At 61.1% G+C, this 20,331-nt stretch carries 16 protein-coding genes and 1 pseudogene; 6 read left to right on the forward strand and 11 right to left on the reverse strand.

Going from position 1 to position 20,331, the window contains the following annotated elements; genetic code table 11:
- Position 1: 1 nt before the first annotated feature.
- The 4 genes from CXQ82_RS19480 to CXQ82_RS19495 form a co-directional block, all read right to left on the reverse strand.
- Positions 2 to 538, reverse strand: a complete 537-nt coding sequence (locus CXQ82_RS19480) for a spore coat U domain-containing protein (protein WP_101271852.1) — start codon at positions 536 to 538, stop codon at positions 2 to 4.
- Between the two features lie 19 nt (positions 539 to 557).
- Positions 558 to 1,082, reverse strand: a complete 525-nt coding sequence (locus tag CXQ82_RS19485; RefSeq protein ID WP_101271853.1) for a spore coat U domain-containing protein — start codon at positions 1,080 to 1,082, stop codon at positions 558 to 560.
- Positions 1,083 to 1,183: 101 nt separating this feature from the next.
- Entirely contained in the window at positions 1,184 to 1,708 is a 525-nt protein-coding gene (locus CXQ82_RS19490) for a spore coat U domain-containing protein (protein WP_101271854.1), read from the reverse strand.
- A 104-nt stretch (positions 1,709 to 1,812) separates the two neighbouring features.
- Entirely contained in the window at positions 1,813 to 2,076 is a 264-nt protein-coding gene (locus tag CXQ82_RS19495; RefSeq protein WP_101271855.1) for a hypothetical protein, read from the reverse strand.
- 221 nt (positions 2,077 to 2,297) lie between these two features.
- Here CXQ82_RS19495 and zapE point away from each other — a divergent pair, with 221 nt between their 5' ends.
- On the forward strand, positions 2,298 to 3,380 hold the full coding sequence (gene zapE, locus CXQ82_RS19500; RefSeq protein WP_371917367.1) for a cell division protein ZapE: 1,083 nt from the start codon (positions 2,298 to 2,300) through the stop codon (positions 3,378 to 3,380).
- Between the two features lie 54 nt (positions 3,381 to 3,434).
- On the forward strand, positions 3,435 to 4,733 hold the full coding sequence (locus CXQ82_RS19505; RefSeq protein WP_101271857.1) for a protein kinase: 1,299 nt from the start codon (positions 3,435 to 3,437) through the stop codon (positions 4,731 to 4,733).
- A gap of 123 nt (positions 4,734 to 4,856) precedes the next feature.
- Here CXQ82_RS19505 and CXQ82_RS19510 read toward each other — a convergent pair whose 3' ends face one another.
- On the reverse strand, positions 4,857 to 5,564 hold the full coding sequence (locus tag CXQ82_RS19510; RefSeq protein ID WP_027606258.1) for a YebC/PmpR family DNA-binding transcriptional regulator: 708 nt from the start codon (positions 5,562 to 5,564) through the stop codon (positions 4,857 to 4,859).
- Between the two features lie 109 nt (positions 5,565 to 5,673).
- Positions 5,674 to 6,999 (reverse strand): MFS transporter, encoded by a 1,326-nt coding sequence (locus tag CXQ82_RS19515; RefSeq protein WP_101271858.1) that lies wholly within the window; start codon positions 6,997 to 6,999, stop codon positions 5,674 to 5,676.
- A 256-nt stretch (positions 7,000 to 7,255) separates the two neighbouring features.
- Here CXQ82_RS19515 and CXQ82_RS19520 point away from each other — a divergent pair, with 256 nt between their 5' ends.
- Positions 7,256 to 8,146: a LysR substrate-binding domain-containing protein gene (locus tag CXQ82_RS19520; RefSeq protein ID WP_101271859.1), complete on the forward strand. Its 891-nt coding sequence runs from the start codon at positions 7,256 to 7,258 to the stop codon at positions 8,144 to 8,146.
- Here CXQ82_RS19520 and CXQ82_RS19525 read toward each other — a convergent pair.
- Entirely contained in the window at positions 8,122 to 8,976 is an 855-nt protein-coding gene (locus CXQ82_RS19525) for a LysR substrate-binding domain-containing protein (RefSeq protein WP_101271860.1), read from the reverse strand. The genes CXQ82_RS19520 and CXQ82_RS19525 overlap by 25 nt on opposite strands.
- Before the next feature lie 113 nt (positions 8,977 to 9,089).
- On the opposite strand from CXQ82_RS19525, the gene CXQ82_RS19530 reads away from it, so the two are divergent.
- Positions 9,090 to 10,199 (forward strand): 2-aminoethylphosphonate--pyruvate transaminase, encoded by a 1,110-nt coding sequence (locus CXQ82_RS19530; RefSeq protein WP_101271861.1) that lies wholly within the window; start codon positions 9,090 to 9,092, stop codon positions 10,197 to 10,199.
- A 28-nt stretch (positions 10,200 to 10,227) separates the two neighbouring features.
- Entirely contained in the window at positions 10,228 to 11,055 is an 828-nt protein-coding gene (phnX, locus tag CXQ82_RS19535) for a phosphonoacetaldehyde hydrolase (RefSeq protein ID WP_101271862.1), read from the forward strand.
- Positions 11,056 to 11,400: 345 nt separating this feature from the next.
- On the opposite strand, the gene CXQ82_RS19545 is transcribed toward phnX, so the two are convergent.
- Together CXQ82_RS19545 and CXQ82_RS19550 are read right to left on the reverse strand one after the other, a co-directional pair.
- The gene (locus tag CXQ82_RS19545) at positions 11,401 to 11,715 is read right to left on the reverse strand and encodes a contact-dependent growth inhibition system immunity protein (RefSeq protein WP_101271864.1); all 315 of its coding nucleotides are present in this window, start codon (positions 11,713 to 11,715) and stop codon (positions 11,401 to 11,403) included.
- A pseudogene (locus tag CXQ82_RS19550) lies at positions 11,712 to 16,379 on the reverse strand (RHS repeat-associated core domain-containing protein). The gene CXQ82_RS19545 and the pseudogene CXQ82_RS19550 overlap by 4 nt, the downstream one beginning before the upstream one ends.
- A gap of 294 nt (positions 16,380 to 16,673) precedes the next feature.
- On the opposite strand from CXQ82_RS19550, the gene CXQ82_RS19555 reads away from it, so the two are divergent.
- The gene (locus CXQ82_RS19555) at positions 16,674 to 17,267 is read left to right on the forward strand and encodes a cytochrome b (protein ID WP_101271865.1); all 594 of its coding nucleotides are present in this window, start codon (positions 16,674 to 16,676) and stop codon (positions 17,265 to 17,267) included.
- Between the two features lie 44 nt (positions 17,268 to 17,311).
- Here CXQ82_RS19555 and CXQ82_RS19560 read toward each other — a convergent pair whose 3' ends face one another.
- Positions 17,312 to 18,202, reverse strand: a complete 891-nt coding sequence (locus tag CXQ82_RS19560) for a 1-aminocyclopropane-1-carboxylate deaminase/D-cysteine desulfhydrase (RefSeq protein WP_101271866.1) — start codon at positions 18,200 to 18,202, stop codon at positions 17,312 to 17,314.
- 68 nt (positions 18,203 to 18,270) lie between these two features.
- Positions 18,271 to 20,310, reverse strand: a complete 2,040-nt coding sequence (locus CXQ82_RS19565) for an NADPH-dependent 2,4-dienoyl-CoA reductase (protein ID WP_101271867.1) — start codon at positions 20,308 to 20,310, stop codon at positions 18,271 to 18,273.
- Positions 20,311 to 20,331: the final 21 nt, after the last annotated feature.

Genomic DNA, 20,331 nt, shown 5'->3' on the forward strand with positions numbered 1-20,331 from the left:
CTTAGAAGGTCAATTGCACAGAGATGGTGTCCGTGTAGGTCCCCGCCGGCAGGGCCGGTTTACCCACCGCCTTGCCCCACAGGTTGATGGTCTGTGCCGCCCCCGTGCTGGCCGCCAGGTTGATCACGCCGTTGCTCGCGAGGATGTTGTTGTAGCCCGAGTCGGTGTAGAGGTCGTAGGGCACGAAGTTGGCCACGCCGTCGTACAACGCGCGGGTGCCGCCCGTGGACTGACCATCATGCAGGCCGCCCTGGACCGTCACGGTAGGGGTCGTGCCGGCCGAACACTGGATCGACACCGCCCCGCCGCCGGCCGCCACCAATTGGGTACCCGCCTGGGTGAACAGGCTGTCGGTGGTGCCGAAGTTCAGGCTACCGAAGTTAAGGTTGGTGGTGCCGGCACCCCCGTTAACCAGGCAACTGCTGGTCAGGGTCAGCGTGGAGCTGATCTGCCCGGTAACCGTGGTGGCGGCGTGCGCACCGGCGGCCAGGGTCATCCCCAGCAAGGGTATAGCGAGACGCAAAACACGTGATTGCATGATGCTTTCCTCTATTGAGTTACCAATCCAACGTCACCGTCAGGATGTCGCGGTAAATGCCTGCCGGAAGTGCGCTGGTATTCGCCACCACGGCGCCGTAGACCGGGATCGGGCCTTGGGTTCCGGGGCTGACGGCGAAGTTGCGTTGTTGGCCGATGCGGTAGCTGTCGGTGCCGGCGGCATCGGCCGTGAGTCGGTAGGGAATGGTCTGGCGGCCGTTGCTCAGGCGCCGGGTGGTGCCGTCACCGTTGACGCCACCGTCGATGGTCACCGTGAACCCGCGCACCGAACTGTTGCAGTTGACTTGCAACGCCCCGCCGCTGCCTTCGACGTTGGCGTTGAGCGGGCGGGTCCAGGTCGGGGCCTGGTTGCCGAAATCCAGCTGGCCGAGGTTGGCGGGCATCTCAGCGCCCCCGGAACTCACTTGGCAGGCCGGCAAAATCACCAGCCGCGCCTGGATGCTGCCGGTGATCAGCGCTTCGGCGTCCCCGGCGACAAATAGCAGGGGGCTGAGCAATAGTGCTGTGCAGGTGAAATGCTTCATACCGATCCTACTTCCATCAGGATAAAACCGATTGGCCGCCCAGCCACAGGCGACATTCCTTTACCTGCCAGGTCCACCCGGCAGTCACTGCGCAAAAATCGTTACCAACTGACCGTCACCTTCACCACATCGGTGTAGCGGCTCACTGAGGGAATCTGGGCCAGCGGCTCAATGCGCGCATACAGCGGCAGCTCTACCGAGCCGGTGTCGGGCACGGTACCGCTCACCGCTTCATTGACAGGCAGCGCCACCCGCCGCGCGGGATCACGGTACAGTCGATAGGGGATTGGGGAACTGTGCGCGTCGCCTGCCAGGTAGCGCACCTCACCGATGCCGCCATGCAGGCCGCCGTCGATGCGCACTTGGTAGGGGGTGTCGGGGTTGCATTCCAGGCGCGGCTGGCGAGTGCTGGTCAACGCCGCGCTCAGCGGGCCGGCGCGGTCGTCGAGACGGGCAGTGCCACCAAAATCGAGCACACCCAATTGCTCGATCCCCGCTTCGCGGGTCAGACCGACCAACTGGCAGCCGCGCATCACATTGACCCGCACCTCCACCTGGAGTTGTGCGGCCAATACCTGCGCGCTGCAGAGCGTGCTCAACAGGGCTAAAACCAAAGATCCATTCACAACCTCAATCCTTTTGAGGAATGGCTTACCCAGGTCAGGTTAGCAGCGCAGGACAAAGCTGCCAGTCTTGTCAGAAATACGACTGTCAGATTGCAGTACTTTTCTTACCAGTTCAGGGTAACGAGGGTGCGAGGGCTGCCGTCTTCCAGGGTGCCCTGGTCGGTGCTGACGGTAAACTGCGTCGGGGCTTCAGGGGCGGTGCTGCAATGCACGGCCGGACGGCCATCGACAGCGTCTTGGGTCACTTCACAGCCGGCGGTGATCACCAGTCGCGCCTCGATCTGCCCGCTGCCTGCCACGGCCTGGGCAGCGTTGATCCACAGGCACGAGGCGCCCAATGCCAACAGGAGGCGACGAATGACGAACATAAAAGACCTGGAAGAAATCACGAGGGAAGAAACGCCGCCGAGGATATAGGAGATGGCTATATGCCTGCATCGATTTTCAGCGCCAGCCGACACACGGCGCCTGTGCCTGCGATCCATCTGCTTTTGAGATTGCTGGCCGGCACATTTTGTATTAGTTAAATTGGCGCGCCCCCCTGCAAAATAGCGCCCTTCACGTAACGGAATCTTCGCCATTGGCTGTCATCCCCCCTGCCCTGCGCCGTTTGTTCGGTAAGCCTGTCTCGCTTGCCTCCAACCACGTGCACACCTATTTCCAGCACAAGGCACAACGCCAGGGTTACACCCTGAGCCCCAGCCAGCAGCAGGTGATCGAACGCATGGCACAGATGGCCGGTGCTCTGGAGCAAGCGGCCCCAGGGCAATCGCCACGCAGCTTGTACCTGCACGGCGCGGTGGGGCGCGGTAAAAGCTGGCTGCTGGACGGGTTTTTCCAGGCCCTGCCCCTGGCGCAGAAGCAGCGCGTGCATTTCCACGACTTTTTTGCCCGCCTGCACCAGGGCATGTTTCGCCATCGCCAGCAGCATGACGCCCTTGCCGTCACCCTGGATGAGCTGCTCGAAGGCTGCCGCGTGCTGTGTTTCGACGAATTCCACGTGCACGATATTGGCGACGCGATGCTGATCACCCGCCTGTTCAAGGCGTTGTTCGCACGCGGCATACTGGTGCTGGTGACGTCCAATTACCCGCCCGAGGGCCTGCTGCCGAACCCGCTGTATCACCAGCGTTTCAAGCCAGTGATCGAGCTGATCGGCGCGCGCATGGATGTCATGGAAGTCAACGCGCCGCAGGATTACCGCGGCCTGCCGCAGAACCATGGCCAGCAGCGCTTTACCCAAGGGCAGTTCATCTGGCCCGGCAGCGCGGCCCAGCGCGCGGCATTCGATTTACCGGCGGCCGATTGCACGGCTATCACGTTGCCGGTCGGCACTCGCCAGCTGCAGGCCCGCTGGCACCAGGGCCGCGCCATCGCTTTTACCTTCAATGATCTGTGCGAACAACCCACGGCAGTGATGGACTATCTGCTGCTGTGCGAGGATTTCGACCACTGGATCATCGACGGCCTGCCTCACCTGGGGGAGTGCCCGATCGCCGTGCAGCAGCGATTTATCAACCTGGTGGACGTGCTTTACGACCAGGACAAGCACCTGACCCTGATCGGTGAACGCCCGCTGGCTGAATCCCTCGCCGGCCAGGCCATAGACCTGGCGCGCACCGCCAGCCGCCTGAACCAATTGCAGCAGCAGGTACTTGAACCGGTATCATGAGCGCCATTAACGCTCCTTTGCCCACGCCCCTTTTTCGAGTGATCGCGCCCTTTCATGCATACCCTCGCCCAACTCAAGGCCGGCCAATTGGTCGGTATCACGCGCCTGGACCTGGCCTGCGGGCTCACCGAGTTCCCCCGGGAAATCTTCGAACTGGCCGACTCCCTGGAGATCCTCAACCTCAGCGGTAATGCCCTGAGCAGCCTGCCCGATGACCTGTACCGCCTGCCGCACCTGCGCGTACTGTTCTGCTCGGACAACGCCTTTACGCAACTGCCGGCCTGCCTGGGCCAGTGCGCAAAGTTGAGCATGATCGGCTTCAAGGCCAACCAGATCAGCCACGTGCCCGCCGCCGCGCTGCCGCCGCTGCTGCGCTGGCTGATCCTCACCGATAACCGCATCAGCCAATTGCCCGACGCGCTGGGCGAGCGACCGCTGCTGCAAAAGCTGATGCTGGCCGGCAATCAGTTGACGCAGTTGCCGCAAAGCCTGGCCAACTGTCAAAACCTGGAACTGCTGCGCATCGCCTCCAACTGCCTCACCCACTTGCCAGAGTGGCTGCTGGCGCTGCCGAGCCTGACCTGGCTGGCCTACGCCGGCAACCCGGTGGAAATGGCGGTGGCGCTGACGGCCCAAGACGCCACGCCGGATATCCCCTGGGCCGAGTTGGCGCTGGCCGAAGTGCTCGGGGAAGGCGCCTCGGGCGTTATCCGCAAGGCGCTTTGGAAACCGCAGGCGTTGCCGGTGGCGGTCAAACTGTATAAAGGCACCATCACCAGTGACGGTTCCCCGCTGCACGAAATGCAGGCCTGCATCGCCGCCGGGCTGCACCCCAACCTGATAGCGGTACAGGGTCGCGTGGTTGGCCATCCCGAGGACCAGGCCGCGCTGGTAATGGACTTGATTGATCCAAGCTACCGTAACCTCGCCGCCCTACCGAGCCTGGCGTCGTGCACGCGGGATATCTATGCGCCGGACACCCGGTTCAGCCTGGCCGTGGCACTGCGCATGGCACGGGGCATCGCCTCCGTAGCGGCACACCTGCACCGGCATGGCATCACCCATGGCGACCTCTACGGCCACAACATTCTGTGGAACACGGCGGGCGATTGTTTGCTCGGAGATTTTGGCGCGGCGTCGTTTCATGCCACGGCAGACACCTTGGAAACCAGGGCGCTGCAGCGCATTGAAGTGCGTGCGTTCGGGGTGTTGCTGGGAGAGTTGCTGGAGCGGGTTGAAGTGAGTGACGAAACGCTAGTGGCACTGCAGCAACAGTGCTGTCAGCCCGATGTATTGGCGCGACCGAGCTTCGACGATATCGAAGCCCTGCTGCAATCCTTTCAACGCCACTAAACAAATGTGGGAGGGGGCTTGCCCCCGATGACAGTGGATCAGTCAATACTTTAAGTAACTGGCCCACCGCTATCGGGAGCAAGCCCCCTCCCACATTTTTAACTGCATTTCTTCAGTTGTAGATCAGCCAGCCAGGCCGACAAACATATCCTGCACGTCATCATGGTTGTCCAGGCCTTCAAGGAAGGCTTCGACTTCCGCCATCTGCTCGTCGGTCAAACCACTCACCGGGTTCTTCGAGATGTAACCGAGCTTGGCCGACAGCACGGTAAAGCCCTGCTCCGGCAGCGCTTTCTGCACGGCATCGAGGTCGGTGGTTTCGGTGATGAACAGGGTAGTGCCTTCTTCTTCACCGTCTTCAAAATCCTGCGCGCCGGCTTCAATGGCGGCCATTTCCGCGTCAGCATCCGGGGTATCCGGCGACGCTTCGATCAGGCCCACGTGGTTGAAGTCCCAGGCCACGGAGCCGGAAGCGCCCAGTTGGCCCTTGCGGAATGCCACGCGGATTTCTGCCACGGTACGGTTGATATTGTCGGTCACGCACTCGACGATCAGCGGCACCTGGTGCGGGGCGAAGCCCTCGTAGGTCACGCGGTGGTATTGCACGGTTTCACCGAGCAGACCGGCGCCCTTCTTGATCGCGCGCTCCAGGGTTTCCTTGGGCATCGAGGCCTTTTTGGCCTGCTCCACCACCAGACGCAGGTGGGCGTTGGTGGCGGTGTCGGCGCCGTTGCGGGCGGCGATGGTGATTTCTTTCACCAGCTTGCCGAAGATCTTGCCCTTGGCATTGGATGCCGCTTCTTTATGTTTGACTTTCCACTGTGCGCCCATGACTCACTCTCTTCTTTCCATCGCGCCCAAACGTCTACTGGCCGGCGCTTTGGGGGCAGAGTTTATAGCGCAAAAACACTCTAATCCACCAAAAAACCGGCCAGGCGTCTCAGCTGCGCAAGGGTTTGATTGCAACGCTGCGGTCCGGCACAAAGTCGCCGACCTGGGCCAGCACGGCGGGCCTGGCGTTCCAGTAGGGCATCAGCACCAGTGAGGAAAACAGCGCGGCGCCGGCAAACACGACAAACACCGTGACGGTATCGAAGTAACCCGGCAGCAAGCCGCCGAGGATAGCACCCACTGAACCGCAGCCGTTCACAAAGCCTGCGGCGGTAGCGCCGGCCTTGGCGGTGCCGAAGTCGATGGCGGCGGTGCTGCTGATCATCGAGTCCGGCCCGTACAGGGTCAGGCCCATCACAAACAGCAAAGCCATCACCAGCACCACACTGCCGGTGTGCAGCGCGCCCATGAAGAACGCCAGGGAAATCGTCAGCGCCAACAGGCTGAGTACACAGGCGGGCATGCGCCGGGCGCCGAACAGCTTGTCGGATGCCAGGCCGATCAGCACCGGCCCCAGCAAACCGGCCAGTTCGAAGGCCGTGGGCACGATGGCCGCGCCCACCTTGCCCACCGAGGGCATCTGCTCGTACACGATCACCGGCCCCCACAACAGGATCGCGTAGCGCGCCGGTTTCAGCAGAAAGTACGCCAGCCCCAGGGTCAGCACCGTGCGGTTGCGCAGGATCGCGCGCAGCGGTTCCAGTACGCTGATGCGCTGTTCGGAAGCGGCTTCCTCGGCGGTCAGCAGCGGCTCGGGCTCAACCGCCGGCAAGCCCACATCCTGCGGGGTGTTGCGCTGGAAGATAAAGAACAACAGCGCCACCAATGCGACCACCGCCGCACTCGAAATAAACGCCGCGTGCCACGTGCCGATCAACGTATAGGCCCACCACCCGGCAAAGGGCGATGCCACCAGGCCGCCGAACGCATAGCACGAACTCCACAGCCCCAGCACGCGCCCGCGCTGCTGCGCCGGGAAGAAACTGCCGAGGTTCTTGCACAGCCCCGACCAGCCGGTAGATTGCGCCAACCCCTGAATCAGCATGCAACTGATAAAGATCGGCAAAGTCGCAAAAGTACCCATCACCAGGGCGGCGGCGGCGGAAATCAGCAACCCGCCCAACACCACCACCCGCGGCCCGAAGCGGTCGGCCAGCATGCCCCAGGTGAACTGCCCCAGCGCATACGCGGCCAGGTAGATACCATCGAGGTTGGCCATCATCATTTTGTCGAGGGGGAAACTCGGGTCATCGACGATGCCGAGCTTGGCCACCGAAAACGCTTTGCGGGTGAAATAGAACGCGGCGTACGCCAGCCAGGTGATGGCGAAAATCTGCACGCGCCAACGCTTGATGCTACCCATAGGGATATTCATGGTGGTTCTGACCTCAGGTGAGTGTGCCGGCAGAATCGAGAAGCAAATGCCTGTTCTTTTTATGGTTGAGCACTGCAATGCCGAGCCGTGGTGCGCGCGGCATTGGTCAGATGAGTCGGGTTTCCCGAGCCCATGGCCACCGAGGTTGTAGGACTCAACCTTCGGCGGTTGAGCGGTATCAAAGCAATGGCTGACTAATAGGTAAAATCGATTTATCGTATTTCACCTATAAGCTCAGCTTGTAAGAGGATTTGCGATGTCCGTGTCCCACGCCCAACTCAAAGCCTTCCACGCCGTGGCCGTCCATGGCAGCTTCACCCACGCCGCAGAGCGCCTGTTTCTCACGCAGCCGGCCATTTCCGACCAAGTGCGCAAACTCGAAGAGCGCTTCGGCGTGTTGTTGTTTCATCGCAACAAACGCGCGGTGCGCCTCACCGATCTGGGTGAGCGGCTGCTGGCCATCACCCAACGCCTGTTTGTGATCGAGGCCGAAGCCGAGGAATTGCTGCAAGACTCCCGCGCACTCCTGACCGGCACCCTCACCCTCGCCGTGGACGCCCCGGTGCACGTACTGCCGCAAATCGCGCGCTTTTGCCAGCTGTACCCGGGCATCAGCGTGAAGATCGAAACCGGTAATACCGACGAGTCGTTGTTTCGCCTGTACAACTATCAGGCCGACCTGGCCTTGCTGGGCCGCGACGTAGACGATGAACGGCTGCTGTCGCTGCCCCTGCCGGACGACCAGTTACTGGCGTTTGTCGCGCGCAACCACCCCTGGGCGGGGCGCGACTCCATCTGCCTCGCCGACCTGGACGACACGCCGCTGGTGTTGCGAGAAACCGGCTCGGTCACCCGTCAGACCCTGGAACAGGAAATGAGCCAGGCCGGCCTGCGCATTCGCCCGGCGATCCAGGTGGAAGGTCGCGAAGCCGCACGTGAAGCGGTGGTGGTGGGGATTGGCGTGGGGGTGGTATCGGCAGCGGAATTCGGCGCCGACTCACGGGTGTACGCGATGCCGATCCGCGATTGCACCCAGCGCATGAAGGAAACTCTGGTGTGCCTCAAGGAGCAAAGCTCGCGCCGTGTGGTGGCGACGTTTTTGCAGATCGTGCGCGACAGCCTTCACGCCAACTCGAAGAAGGCTTGAATCAAGCGCAGTGAACGGCGCCGTTCCATGCAACCGAGCATATGCCGGTTCAACAAACCATCGCCCTGGATCGGCACAGCGCGCACGCGCGGGTCCGGGCTGACCTCCATCGACGACACCACCCCAACACCCAGTTGCGCAGCCACGGCCTCGGCCACCGCCTCACGGCTGTCCAACTCCAGCAACACCTTGGGCAGCACGTGAGCCGCCTGGCAGGCGTCATCAAAGGTGCGCCGGGTGATCGAACTGGGTTCGCGCAACACCATAATCACGTCGTTCAACTGCTTGAGCTGGATGCCCTCGGGCTGCGTCGCCCAGGCATGCGCGGCCGGCACCAGCGCGCAGATCCGCGATTCGCCCAGCGGCTGCAGGTGCAGGCCGCTGCGTGGCTCGACTTCGGTCAGCACCGCCACATCCGCATGCTCGGACAGCAGCGCGGCCAGGGTTTCCTGAGCATTACCCAAACGCAGGTTTACCGTAATTCCGGGATAGCGCTCACGCAGGCTGGCGATCATCGGCATCACCAGGTGCGGGCCGTCGGCCGCGACTTCCAGACGCCCGGTCAGCAGTTGCCGGTTGGCCTCCAACATGGTCTGCGCCTCGTCCACCAGGCCGAAGATCGCGCGGGTGATGGCCGCCAGGCGAGCGCCCTCCTCCGTCAACTCAACCCGGCGCGCCGTACGGCGTAGCAAGGGAATCTGGTAGTACTCCTCCAGGGCCTTGATATGCCCGGTGACCGCCGGCTGGCTGATGAATAACCGCGCCGCGGCACGGGTAAAGCTGCCCTCACGGGCCACGGCGTCGAATGCACGCAATTGGAACAAGTTCATAGCTATCGGCCTCACTGATAGCTCGCATAACAACAAACAATTTGATTGATAACAAGCCAAACTGCAATTTAGGCGCCGTAGCTTCAACCCCCGATACCTTGCGAGGACTTGAGATGAGCACTGCCGCGCCGATCCTGCTGACCCCTGGCCCCCTGACCACCTCTGCCCGCACCCGTCAGGCAATGATGGTGGATTGGGGTTCATGGGATGACCGTTTCAATCAACTCACCGCCAGCGTCTGCGAGCAACTGCTGGCCATCCTCAACGGCGCCGACAGCCACCACTGCGTCCCCCTGCAAGGCAGCGGCACCTTCGCCGTCGAAGCCGCCATCGGTACCCTGGTGCCGCGCAACGGCAAGGTATTGGTGCTGATCAACGGCGCCTATGGCAAGCGCCTGGCGAAGATCTGCGCAGTGCTCGGCCGCGATTCCAGCACCTTTGAAACCGCCGAGGACGAGCCCACCACCGCCGCCGACGTCGACCGCCTGCTGCAGGCTGACACCGCCATCAGCCATGTAGCGCTGATCCACTGCGAAACCAGCACTGGCATTCTCAACCCGCTGCCGGAGATCGCCCAGGTGGTTAAAAACCACGGCAAACGGCTGATCATCGACGCCATGAGTTCCTTCGGCGCGCTGCCCATCGATGCGCGCGAGGTGCCCTTCGACGCGTTGATCGCCGCCTCGGGCAAGTGCCTGGAAGGCGTGCCGGGCATGGGCTTCGTGTTCGCCGACAAACAAGCGCTGGCCGCTGCCCAAGGCAACTGCCACTCCCTGGCGATGGACCTGTTCGACCAGCACAGCTACATGGCCAAGACCGGCCAATGGCGCTTTACCCCGCCGACCCACGTGGTCGCGGCCCTGCACGAAGCGCTGCTGCAATACAGCGAAGAAGGCGGCCTGCCCGCGCGCCATCAACGTTACGCCGACAACTGCCAGGCGCTGCTCGACGGCATGGCAGCACTGGGTCTGCGCAGCTTCCTGCCGGCGGCGATCCAGGCCCCCATCATCGTGACCTTCCACGCCCCGAGAGGCCCGCGCTACCAGTTCAAGGACTTCTACGAACGGGTCAAGGCCAAGGGTTTCATTCTGTATCCAGGCAAATTGACCCAGGTGGAAACCTTTCGCGTGGGCTGCATCGGCCACGTCGACGCAGCCGGCATGCAAGCAGCGGTCAAGGCAATCGCCGAGGTGCTGCAAGAAATGGAAGTGTTGGACATCTGATTCCCCCATTACCCACAGGATCTGCACCATGAACTATCAAAACCCCAACACCCTCCAGGCCGTCATCCTCGATTGGGCCGGCACCGTGGTCGACTTCGGCTCTTTCGCGCCCACGCAGATTTTTGTCGAGGCCTTCGCCGAGTTCGATGTGCAAGTCTCCATCGAAGAAGCCCGTGGCCCGATGGGCATGGGCAAATGGGACCATATCCGCACCCTCTGCGACCAACCGCAGGTCGCCGAACGCTACCGCAAGGCATTTGGCCGCACGCCCACCGACGACGACGTAACCGCCATCTACCAGCGCTTCATGCCGCTGCAAATCGAGAAAATCGCCGAGCACTCGGCGCTGATCCCTGGCGCCCTCGACACCATTGCCCGCCTGCGCGTACAGGGCATCAAGATCGGCTCCTGCTCCGGCTACCCCAAGCAAGTCATGGACAAGGTCGTCGCCCTGGCCGCCACCAACGGCTACATCGCCGACCACGTGGTGGCCACCGACGAGGTCCCCAACGGCCGCCCATGGCCGGCCCAGGCCCTGGCCAACGTGATCGCACTCGGCATCGACGACGTGGCGGCCTGCGTCAAGGTCGACGACACCGTCCCCGGCATCCTCGAAGGCCGCCGCGCCGGCATGTGGACCGTGGCCCTGACCTGCTCCGGCAATGCGCTGGGGCTGACCTACGAGCAATTTCGCGCCTTGGATGCAGCGACATTGGCCAGCGAACGCAAACGCATAGAAGCGCTGTTCAAAGGCTCGCGCCCACATTACCTGATCGACACCATCAACGACTTGCCGGCGGTGATTGCGGATATCAACGGGCGATTGGCGCGCGGGGAAATGCCGCAGACTTACTAAAAGCGGTAGTTTGATCGGCTGCTCACCCATTTGCCGTGGGTGAGCATGCTTGTTGTGGTGACCATGCTTGTTGTAGTGAGCATGCTTGTTGCAGTGAGCATGCTTGTTGTAGTGAGCATGCTTGTTGTAGTGAGCATGCTTGTTGTAGTGACCATGCTTATTGTGGCGAGCGAGCTTGCTCGCGTTGGGCTGCGGAGCAGCCCCAAACTTGGCGCCGCGAATCTGACTGAAACACCGCGCTGTCCCAATTGGGGCCGCTTCGCCGCCCAACGCGAGCAAGCTCGCTCGCCACAGGGTTGAGGCGTATGAGTGAGATAAGTGGAAGCGCCCGTTTGTCTACTGTTGTCATAACTCTGATTGCTGTTGCGCTTTCATTAAAGTCGAGGCTATGTGTCTCAGCCATGTTTTCCCGTCTTGCCATTCATTGGGGTAATAGTAGCCGCAGCCTATTTCAGTGAATAAATACTCCTGAAGTTCTTGCTCTGCCTTGTCAGTTAATATCAATTTTTCAAGCTCTTTCTGTACCTTTGCAAGCGTTTCTGCCGAGGTTTCGGAAATAAAGAAATCAATCACGTCATCTGCGATGGCGTGGTCATCAACCCAGTCTGGGTTAAAATATCCAGCTAAAAACTGCTGTAACTCGGGGTAGTCTTGATTCATGGGCTCGGGAATCCAGTATGAATTCTGTAACCATTGGACATATTTTTGTCTCTGCGAATAATAAGGTAAATGTTTCTACCTGGAACTGTTGAAGGCGCTCCTCGCCTCCAGCTTGTGCCCATAGGCTCTGAGGTTCTTTCAATAATCACAAGTTGGTTGTCCTTTCCTTCAAGGAAATTATTGATTTTAGATTGGTTACCATCGAGTACTTTTGATATTGCTGACTCTGCGGTGGCTCGATCTGGAAATGTTGACGCTGTGGGAACATTTGGTTCGTGCCTTAAACGATCCGCTAACTGTTGGTCAGTTCTGCCGACATGTTTTTTCATAAGGTGTCCTCCTGCCGCTTCGTGTACCGCTAAACCTCCCCCTGGCACTATTGCGCTATACGGCCCCTCAGGACAATTTGTGCCTTTACAGCTCAATCCCAAAGGGTCTGTCCACCCCGTCGGGTTAGGCACGTACTGGTAAGCGTTAATCCCTCCCGCCAACTTCACCGGGTCCGGGGTCAGGTAGCGACCAATATCCGGATTGTAGTAGCGATGGCGGTTGTAGTGCAGCCCGCTTTCCGGGTCGAAGTACTGGCCCTGGAAGCGCAGCGGGTTGTCGACTTTTCCTACGTCCAGGCGGGCGATTTCGCCGTAGGCGCGGTAGTGCGCGGACCAGACGATTTCGCCGTCGGGAGTGGTGAGTTCCTGTGGGGTGCCGAGATGGTCGAGTTGGTAGTGGTAGGGTTTGGTTTGTTTTGGGCCATAGCCTTCGAGGAGTGCTAGCGGGCGGAAGCTATCCGGCTCGTAGATATAACTGCGGTGGCGATCTGCGTGGTGTTCGGCAATCAGCTTGTCGCCTTGCCAGAAAAATTCGGTGGTGATGCCGTCCACGGTTTTGCTGATGCGCCGACCGAACGGGTCATAGCGATAGTTGGCCTTCTGCCCGTTGGGTTGGGTGAGGCCGATCAGGCGGTGTTGGTTGTCGTAGCGGTATTCGGTGATTAGCGCGTGGCCTTTGCCACGGCGTTCGCGGATGAGGTTGCCGAAGGTGTCGTAGTCGTAATGGCGGTCACCCTGGATGGTCAGGCGGTTGCCGGCGACGATGTCGGGGCCGGGGCGGTCTTGCATCAGCAGGTTGCCAGCGGGGTCGTGGGCGAAGCGTTCCTGGATGTCTTGGGAGTGATCGGCGCGGGTGAGGCGCGAGAGGGGGTCGTAGTGGTAGTGGTGTTCGCCTTTGCGGATGTCGAGCAGGCGGGTGAGGTTGCCGGATTTGTCGTAGTCGTATTGGCGCTGGTAGAGGGTGTGTTGCTGTTGGGTGACGGCGTGGGCGTGCAGGCGCTGTTGGTCGTCGTAGTGGTAGTGGCTGAGAAGTTGGCCTTGTTGGCGTTGTTGTTCTTGACCCGCTTTGAACAGATGTGAGGTCAGGGTTGTGCCGTTCAGTTCGACGGTGGAAAGGTGGCCGCCTTTACCATGGTTGAACACCAGGCGGTTGTTGTCCGGTAGGCGCAGGTGTTGCAGTTGGCCGCAGGCGTCGTAGCCATAGCGCAAGGTGCCCCAACCCTGGTGTTCGGCGGTGAGGCGGTTTTGGGCGTCGTACTCGTAGGCGAGAAACCAGTGGCTATCGTCGACGCTTAGGAGATTGCCTTGGCGGTCGTAGGTATATTCAACAATGCTTTTGTCAGGCAGGGTTTTTCGTACGAGACGGCCGGCATGATCGCGCTCGTAGCGGGTAACCAGCTGACTGCCGTCGTCACCGTGTTCGGTCTTTTCCTGCAGGTTGCCGTTGAGGTCATAGTCGTAGGCGGTGCGCTGGCCGTCGAACGCGGTTTCCTGCTGGATCAGGCCATTGGGGTGGTAGTCGAGTGTGTAAGTCTCGCCGACTTCGTTTTCTATCTCGGTGAGTAGTAACCGAACATTGTCATAGCGATACTTGACCTGGCTGCCATCGGCATTGATCCGGCGGCTAATCAGGTGCAGCCCATCGGCGTATTCGTAGCGGGTGACGTTCCCCAGTTCATCGCGTTCAGCGGTGATTTTTCCATAGGGGTTGTAGCTGTATTCCCGCGCCGCGCCGCCTGGCAACACCAAGCGAATCAAGCGGCTCACGCTATCCCACTGATACTGGGTCAGGGACCCAAACTCATCCTCGCGCGCAATCTGCCGCCCAAGATCGTCGTAGCGATAACGCTTGATCCCACCATCGGGCAGCTGTTCTTCAACCCGCTGCCCACGCTCATTCCACACCAGCCGATGGCAACTGCCGTCGGGATACCAAACCCCAATCAGTTGCCCATATTTGTCGTAGCTGTAATCCGTAACGTGGCCATCAGGATCGGTCTTGCGCACGACATCGCCCTGATCGTTGCGCTCATATTTCCAGACTGCTTTGCCACGCCGCACGACCCGTACGAAGCCATTGTCATGCTCGTACGAAGTTGGCTCATCGTCCCCCGGAAACAACGCCACCAAGCGGCCGGTTTCGTCGTATTGATACGCCGTCACCGCACCCAGCGGGTCTTGCTCAACCGTCAGCCGACCTTTGTCGTCATAGGATTTGAAATGCTTGGCGCCATCCGGATCAATGCGCTGCACCAGCCGTGCGCGGTCATCGTGGACGTACACTTCCTGGCTACCATCGGCGTTGTGCACCGTGACGCGGCCGTTGTCGTCCCAGGCATAACGCGTGTCCATCTGTGAAAAGCTGGCCCAGTGCCGGACACAGCGTGCCGCCTTACCCGCGCGTTCCCACTCCCAAAAGAAGCTCGCCCCACCGGCCAGCCCACGTTCCAATATGACGTGCTGATCGTCGTACCGATAAACCTCACATTCACCTACAGCATTGGTCGCCGAGGTCAGCCGGCCAGCGTCGTCATAGGCGTAGGAAACAATGCAAGACTCGGTAACCCATTCAAAGGGTTCATGGCCCTTGGCACGCTGAACCTGATAGTCCACCGCGACGATGCGACCCGACGCATAGCGCAAAACCAGCGAGCGCCCGACACCGTTATCCAAACGCTCAATACGCCCGGAGTAGTCCCGAAAAATCCGCAACCGGTTGTCATACGCATCGCTGATCGAGACCAGCACGCCATCGCGAAAATGATAGAAACGTGAGGCTTGGGCCAGCACCAGTTCATCAGGCGAAGCGCCCAAATAAATGGCCGCTTCAGCCAGGCTATTGGTAATCGCCGGCCGAGAAACCGTAGGCAAAGGAAACTGAGTACGTCGGTTTTAGTGATCCGTCCACACCACCAAATCACCAGCAACAGAAAGCCGCTGCGCCAGGGCATGACTCCACCCAAACCCCAACCCGCAATCCACCTCCACCGCGCTGGTGCGATACACCCGCGTCCACTCAAACGGCAGCACCCCATCCAGCGCCCCATCGGTCAGCGTCAGCAATTCCTCGCCAGTGACCATCGACACCGGGCAGCCATGGGTCGCGGTCTTATCCGCAGAAGCTACCGCATCCCCCTTCGGGTTTTTCGCCGACAGGGGAACGTCATCTACGTGTTCCTGCCTGACCAACACCGTCTGCTGGGATTTGCTGCGCACCGCTGGCACCGGGTTGGCAACCAACTGCTCCCCAGCCTTCAACTGCGCAGCCGGTACCGACTTGATCGCCATCGCCGGGCCACCCAGCAAAATCGGCTTCGCCACCTCACCATGGTCATCCAGGCGCGATTTGCCGAACCGCGCGGCCATGTGCTCCAGCCACTGTCGCGCCCGATGCGACTTGATACCTCCCAACACCTTCGCACTGATACGCACCGCCATCCCCATCCCGGCAGTGGCAAGCGCGAGCAGCAGGTTGATCAGCACCTCGGCGCTGATTTCCCCCAACACCTCATTCATATATGGCGGGGGCAGCAAACGCATCCAACTGACCATCGCCGCCACATAAATAAACAACAGCGGCTCATCGCTGAGCACCAGCAAACCTTTGGCGAGGGTTTCGGCGCTGACGGCCAGCAGCTTTTCAAACTCGGCCTGCGACAAGTAATGCAGGAGTTTTTCCGCGTTTTCCAGCGGGTGGCTCAGCCACTGGAGCAGTTGCTGGATGTTGTCCCACACCGAGTACAGTGCGTCGCCGAACCCACTGGCATAGGCCTTGTGCAACGTCAGATAGCGCTGGAGGAAGTTGACTTCGGAGTAATCCTTCCACAACGGCTCAAACGTGCCCCTCCACTCACTGCGCAGCCAGCCCTCAAGCGGTGTAATAACCGACTGATACGAGGCATACAGCGCCTTGAAGTGTTCCTTCGAAACGTTGGGGTAAAAGTTGACCCGGTATTTCTGGTTGCGATCACACTCGGTGATTTCCAGAATGCCGCTGGGCCCGATGGTCTTATGGATCGGCTCGCCCAGCGGACCGCCGTTTGGATCAATGCGTTGCAGCACGACAGGCGTATTGCCAATAGGCACGAACCGCGAACTCTGGAACATATGCACCAGGGTCAACGTACCGTCAGCTTTGCACTGCGCGGTGGTGCTGCTGGGAAACAGCGAGCGGTTGATCGGCGCGACCAACGCCACCTCATCCCCGACCTTGAATACCTGTTCGATATCCAGTGCCGAAAAGCTGAAATAGCTTTCCGCCCACATGTCGTAGCTGTTTAAGCAGCGCTTGAATTCGCCAATAACTGATTCAACGTCTCGCGTCTTCGAATCCATGGCCGCGAGCACCAGCAAGCCAATGGTTTGGCCCGTCGCGCCGATCAAGAGCCAGCCCCATCAACCCAAACACCCACCAGAAAAACCATCTGCAATCCCTCGCACTGTGTGATCAGGCGAAGGACTTTGCAGAGGTTTTCAGGAGGGGTCTGTAGTGCCTATCCGTCAGTTACGTGGGATCTTTCGAGGAATATTGTCCTACTTCCACCACGCAAACCGCGCAAAACCGGCATACAGTTAAAGCACTCCGTCACCTAGAACGGAGGTGTGCCCTGATGAGTGAGGAACCCAGCGATGCCGTGGAAAAACTCCGATACGCGCTACAGCACCATGTCGATTGCGTTGCACTGGTTGATGGTGGTGTTGCTGGCGGTGGTCTACGCCTGCATTGAGTTACGCGGCCAATTTCCCAAAGGCAGCGGTGCGCGAACGTTGATCGTTGAAATGCACTTTATGTTCGGCCTCACCGTGTTTGTGCTGGTGTGGCTGCGCCTGTTCGCGCGCAGCCTGGGGGTGGCGCCGAAGATTGTGCCGGCGCCGCCGCAGTGGCAAGCCCTGCTGGCCACGCTGATGCACTTTGCGCTGTATGCGCTGATGATTGGTATGCCGATTGCGGGTTGGCTGATCGTCAGTGCCGAAGGGCATTCGGTGATGTTCTACGGCATGGAGTTGCCGCCGTTGATCGGCGAGGACAAGGCGCTGGCCAAGACGATTGAAGGCTGGCACGTGCTGTTCGGCAAGATTGGTTACTGGCTGATCGGGCTGCATGCGTTGGCGGGGATTTTTCATCACTATGTGATGCGCGATAACACCGCGATGCGCATGATGCCGGGTGGCAGGGGGATTGCTTCCGGTGGCATGGGATCCGCCAACAAATCTGTCGACTGATGCACCGTTATCGGGGGCAAGCCCCCTCCCACAGGGATTTTGTGTCAGGCGTCAAACCCGCGGCGGCCTTGTAAACCGCCGGTGTGGAGGAAAATCAGGCGAGTGCCGGGGAGAAAGCGCCCGGCGTCGATCTGCTGCTTTAACGCCAGTAGCGCTTTACCGGTGTAGAGCGGTTCCAGCGGCAGGCCGCAGGTCTTTTCGGTGGTTTCGATAAACTCCAGTAACAGCGGATCGACCTTGGCGAAGCCGCCACGACTGGCGTCGAGCAATTCATATCCGCCTTGTGCAATAGCGGCGATGTTCTGCGCCACGCCATGGTCGTCCGGCACCGCCATCGCGCCGTAGACCGGATGTGCGCCCGCCTCGGCCAGCGCCAAACCCGCCAGCGTGGTGCCGGTGCCCGCCGCCAGCCACCATGCGTGGTAATCGGACCAACCCAGCACGCTCAACTGCGTGCGGGCGTGTTCGACCAATACGCCACAGCCCAATGCGCCTGCCAGCCCGCCACCGCCCTCGGGCACGGGGTGAAACTCAGGATATTGCTCACGCCAGGGCAACCAGAAACCCGCTTCATGCCGCGCACGATAGCCGCCATAACCCAGCCAATGCAGGTGCATGCCGAAGGCTTTGAGATCGAGGACGGTGGGTGTGTCTTGCGGATGACCCCGCAGCAAACCGACGGTGGCGAAGCCAAAACGCTTGCCCGCCGCCGCCAGCGCGTGCAGATGGTTGGAATGGGCGCCGCCCAGGCTGATGATCCCGCGGGCACCGGCCTGTTGCGCCAGGGTCAGATGCTCGGTGAGCTTGAACCATTTATTACCGCTGATCAGCGGGTCGATGCGGTCCAGGCGCAGCACCGCCAACTCCACGCCGTTGAGCCAATCCAGCTGCACGGGTTCAAGGGGAGCGCGGGGAAGCCAATCGAAGGGGCCCATCGGAAAAAGTCTGCATGAAAAACGGGGCAGTAGTCTAACACCTGTCCAACACCGCCCCGCGCGGGGTCTTACAGCTCGGCCGCCAGGCGCGAGCCCTGGTTGATGGCGCGCTTGGCATCCAGCTCGGCCGCCACGTCAGCGCCGCCGATCAGGTGCACCGTCTGGCCCGCCGCGACCAGGCCGTCCTGCAGTTCGCGCAGCGGGTCCTGGCCGGCGCAGATGACGATGTTGTCCACCGCCAGCACCTGAGGCTCGCCCTCGGCGCCGATGCGGATATGCAGGCCTGCATCGTCGATCTTCAAGTACTCGACGCTGTTGAGCATCTGCACCCGCTTGTTCTTCAACCCGGTGCGATGGATCCAGCCGGTGGTCTTGCCCAGGCCGTCGCCGACCTTGGAGGCCTTGCGTTGCAGCAGGAACACTTCGCGAGCCGGCGCATGCGGTTGCGGCTTGATACCGGCCACGCCGCCACGGGCTTGCAGTTGGGTGTCGATGCCCCATTCCTTCCAGAACGCCTCGCGGTCCAGGCTGGTGGACACGCCCTGGTGCACAAGGAATTCCGACACGTCAAAACCAATGCCGCCCGCGCCGATTACCGCCACGCGCTTGCCCACCGGTTTGCGTTCGAGGATCACGTCCAGGTAGCTCAGCACCTTGGGGTTCTCTACGCCTGGAATCGCTGGTGTGCGTGGCGCAATGCCAGTGGCCAGGATGATCTCGTCGTAACCGCCGGCTGCCAGTTGTGCAACATCGACACGGGTGTTGAGGCACAGCTCCACATGGGTGGTCTGCAACTTGCGCTTGAAGTAGCGCAGGGTTTCGAAGAACTCTTCCTTGCCCGGCACGCGCTTGGCGATGTTGAACTGGCCGCCGATTTCGCTGGCCGAATCGAACAATGTCACTTGGTGCCCGCGCTCCGCCGCCACGGTCGCGGCAGCCAGGCCTGCTGGCCCTGCGCCGACCACGGCGATTTTCTTGATCTGCTTGACCGGCAGGTAATTCAGCTCGGTTTCGTAGCACGCCCGAGGGTTGACCAGGCAGGTGGTCAGCTTGCCGCCGAAGGTGTGGTCCAGGCAGGCCTGGTTGCAGCCGATGCAGGTGTTGATTTCATCGGCGCGGCCGGCGGCAGCCTTGTTGACGAACTCCGGGTCGGCCAGGAACGGCCGCGCCATCGACACCATGTCGGCATCGCCTTCGGCGAGGATCTGCTCGGCAATCTCCGGGGTGTTGATGCGGTTGGTGGTGATCAGCGGGATCTGCACCGCGCCACGCAGCTTGGCGGTGACTTTGCTGAAGGCGCCGCGCGGCACCTTGGTGGCGATCGTCGGGATACGCGCTTCGTGCCAGCCGATACCGGTGTTGATGATCGTCGCACCGGCCTGTTCGATAGCCTTGGCCAACTGCACGATTTCTTCCCAGGTGCTGCCGCCTTCCACCAGGTCGAGCATCGACAGGCGGAAAATAATGATGAAATTCGGGCCTACCGCTTCGCGCACCCGGCGCACGATCTCCACCGCCAGGCGCATGCGGTTCTCGTAGCTGCCACCCCAACGGTCGGTGCGATGGTTGGTGTGGGCCGCCAGGAACTGGTTGATGAAGTAGCCTTCGGAGCCCATGATTTCCACGCCGTCGTACTCGGCAACCTGGGCCAGCAGCGAACAGCTGACAAAATCCTCGATCTGCTTCTCGATGCCCTCCTCGTCCAGCTCCTTGGGCTTGAACGGGTTGATCGGCGCCTGGATCGCGCTCGGTGCCACCTGCTTGGGGCTATAGGCGTAACGGCCGGCGTGGAGGATCTGCATGCAGATCTTGCCGCCCGCTTCGTGCACCGCCTGGGTCACGATCTTGTGCTTCTGCGCTTCTGCCTCAGTGGTCAGCTTGGCCGCGCCGGCGTACACCCCGCCTTCGTCATTCGGGCCAATGCCACCAGTGACCATCAGGCCCACGCCGCCACGCGCGCGCTCGGCAAAGTACGCCGCCATGCGCTCGAAACCGCCGGGTTTTTCTTCAAGACCAGTGTGCATCGAGCCCATCAGGGTGCGGTTGCGCAAGGTGGTAAAACCCAGGTCCAACGGGGCCAGCAGGTGCGGGTAGGCAGCAGCGGTCATGGTACAACTCCACAACGGATC

Source organism: Pseudomonas sp. S09G 359 (genome assembly GCF_002843605.1).
In the GTDB taxonomy this organism is placed as follows: domain Bacteria; phylum Pseudomonadota; class Gammaproteobacteria; order Pseudomonadales; family Pseudomonadaceae; genus Aquipseudomonas.

Coding starts and splice junctions, on each gene's coding strand:
- CXQ82_RS19480 (WP_101271852.1), bottom strand. CDS start 538: ATGCAATCACGTGTTTTGCGTCTCGCTATACCCTTGCTGGGGATGACC.
- CXQ82_RS19485 (WP_101271853.1), bottom strand. CDS start 1,082: ATGAAGCATTTCACCTGCACAGCACTATTGCTCAGCCCCCTGCTATTT.
- CXQ82_RS19495 (WP_101271855.1), bottom strand. CDS start 2,076: ATGTTCGTCATTCGTCGCCTCCTGTTGGCATTGGGCGCCTCGTGCCTG.
- CXQ82_RS19505 (WP_101271857.1), top strand. CDS start 3,435: ATGCATACCCTCGCCCAACTCAAGGCCGGCCAATTGGTCGGTATCACG.
- CXQ82_RS19510 (WP_027606258.1), bottom strand. CDS start 5,564: ATGGGCGCACAGTGGAAAGTCAAACATAAAGAAGCGGCATCCAATGCC.
- CXQ82_RS19515 (WP_101271858.1), bottom strand. CDS start 6,999: ATGAATATCCCTATGGGTAGCATCAAGCGTTGGCGCGTGCAGATTTTC.
- CXQ82_RS19520 (WP_101271859.1), top strand. CDS start 7,256: ATGTCCGTGTCCCACGCCCAACTCAAAGCCTTCCACGCCGTGGCCGTC.
- CXQ82_RS19525 (WP_101271860.1), bottom strand. CDS start 8,976: ATGAACTTGTTCCAATTGCGTGCATTCGACGCCGTGGCCCGTGAGGGC.
- CXQ82_RS19530 (WP_101271861.1), top strand. CDS start 9,090: ATGAGCACTGCCGCGCCGATCCTGCTGACCCCTGGCCCCCTGACCACC.
- phnX (WP_101271862.1), top strand. CDS start 10,228: ATGAACTATCAAAACCCCAACACCCTCCAGGCCGTCATCCTCGATTGG.
- CXQ82_RS19545 (WP_101271864.1), bottom strand. CDS start 11,715: ATGAATCAAGACTACCCCGAGTTACAGCAGTTTTTAGCTGGATATTTT.
- CXQ82_RS19555 (WP_101271865.1), top strand. CDS start 16,674: ATGCCGTGGAAAAACTCCGATACGCGCTACAGCACCATGTCGATTGCG.
- CXQ82_RS19560 (WP_101271866.1), bottom strand. CDS start 18,202: ATGGGCCCCTTCGATTGGCTTCCCCGCGCTCCCCTTGAACCCGTGCAG.
- CXQ82_RS19565 (WP_101271867.1), bottom strand. CDS start 20,310: ATGACCGCTGCTGCCTACCCGCACCTGCTGGCCCCGTTGGACCTGGGT.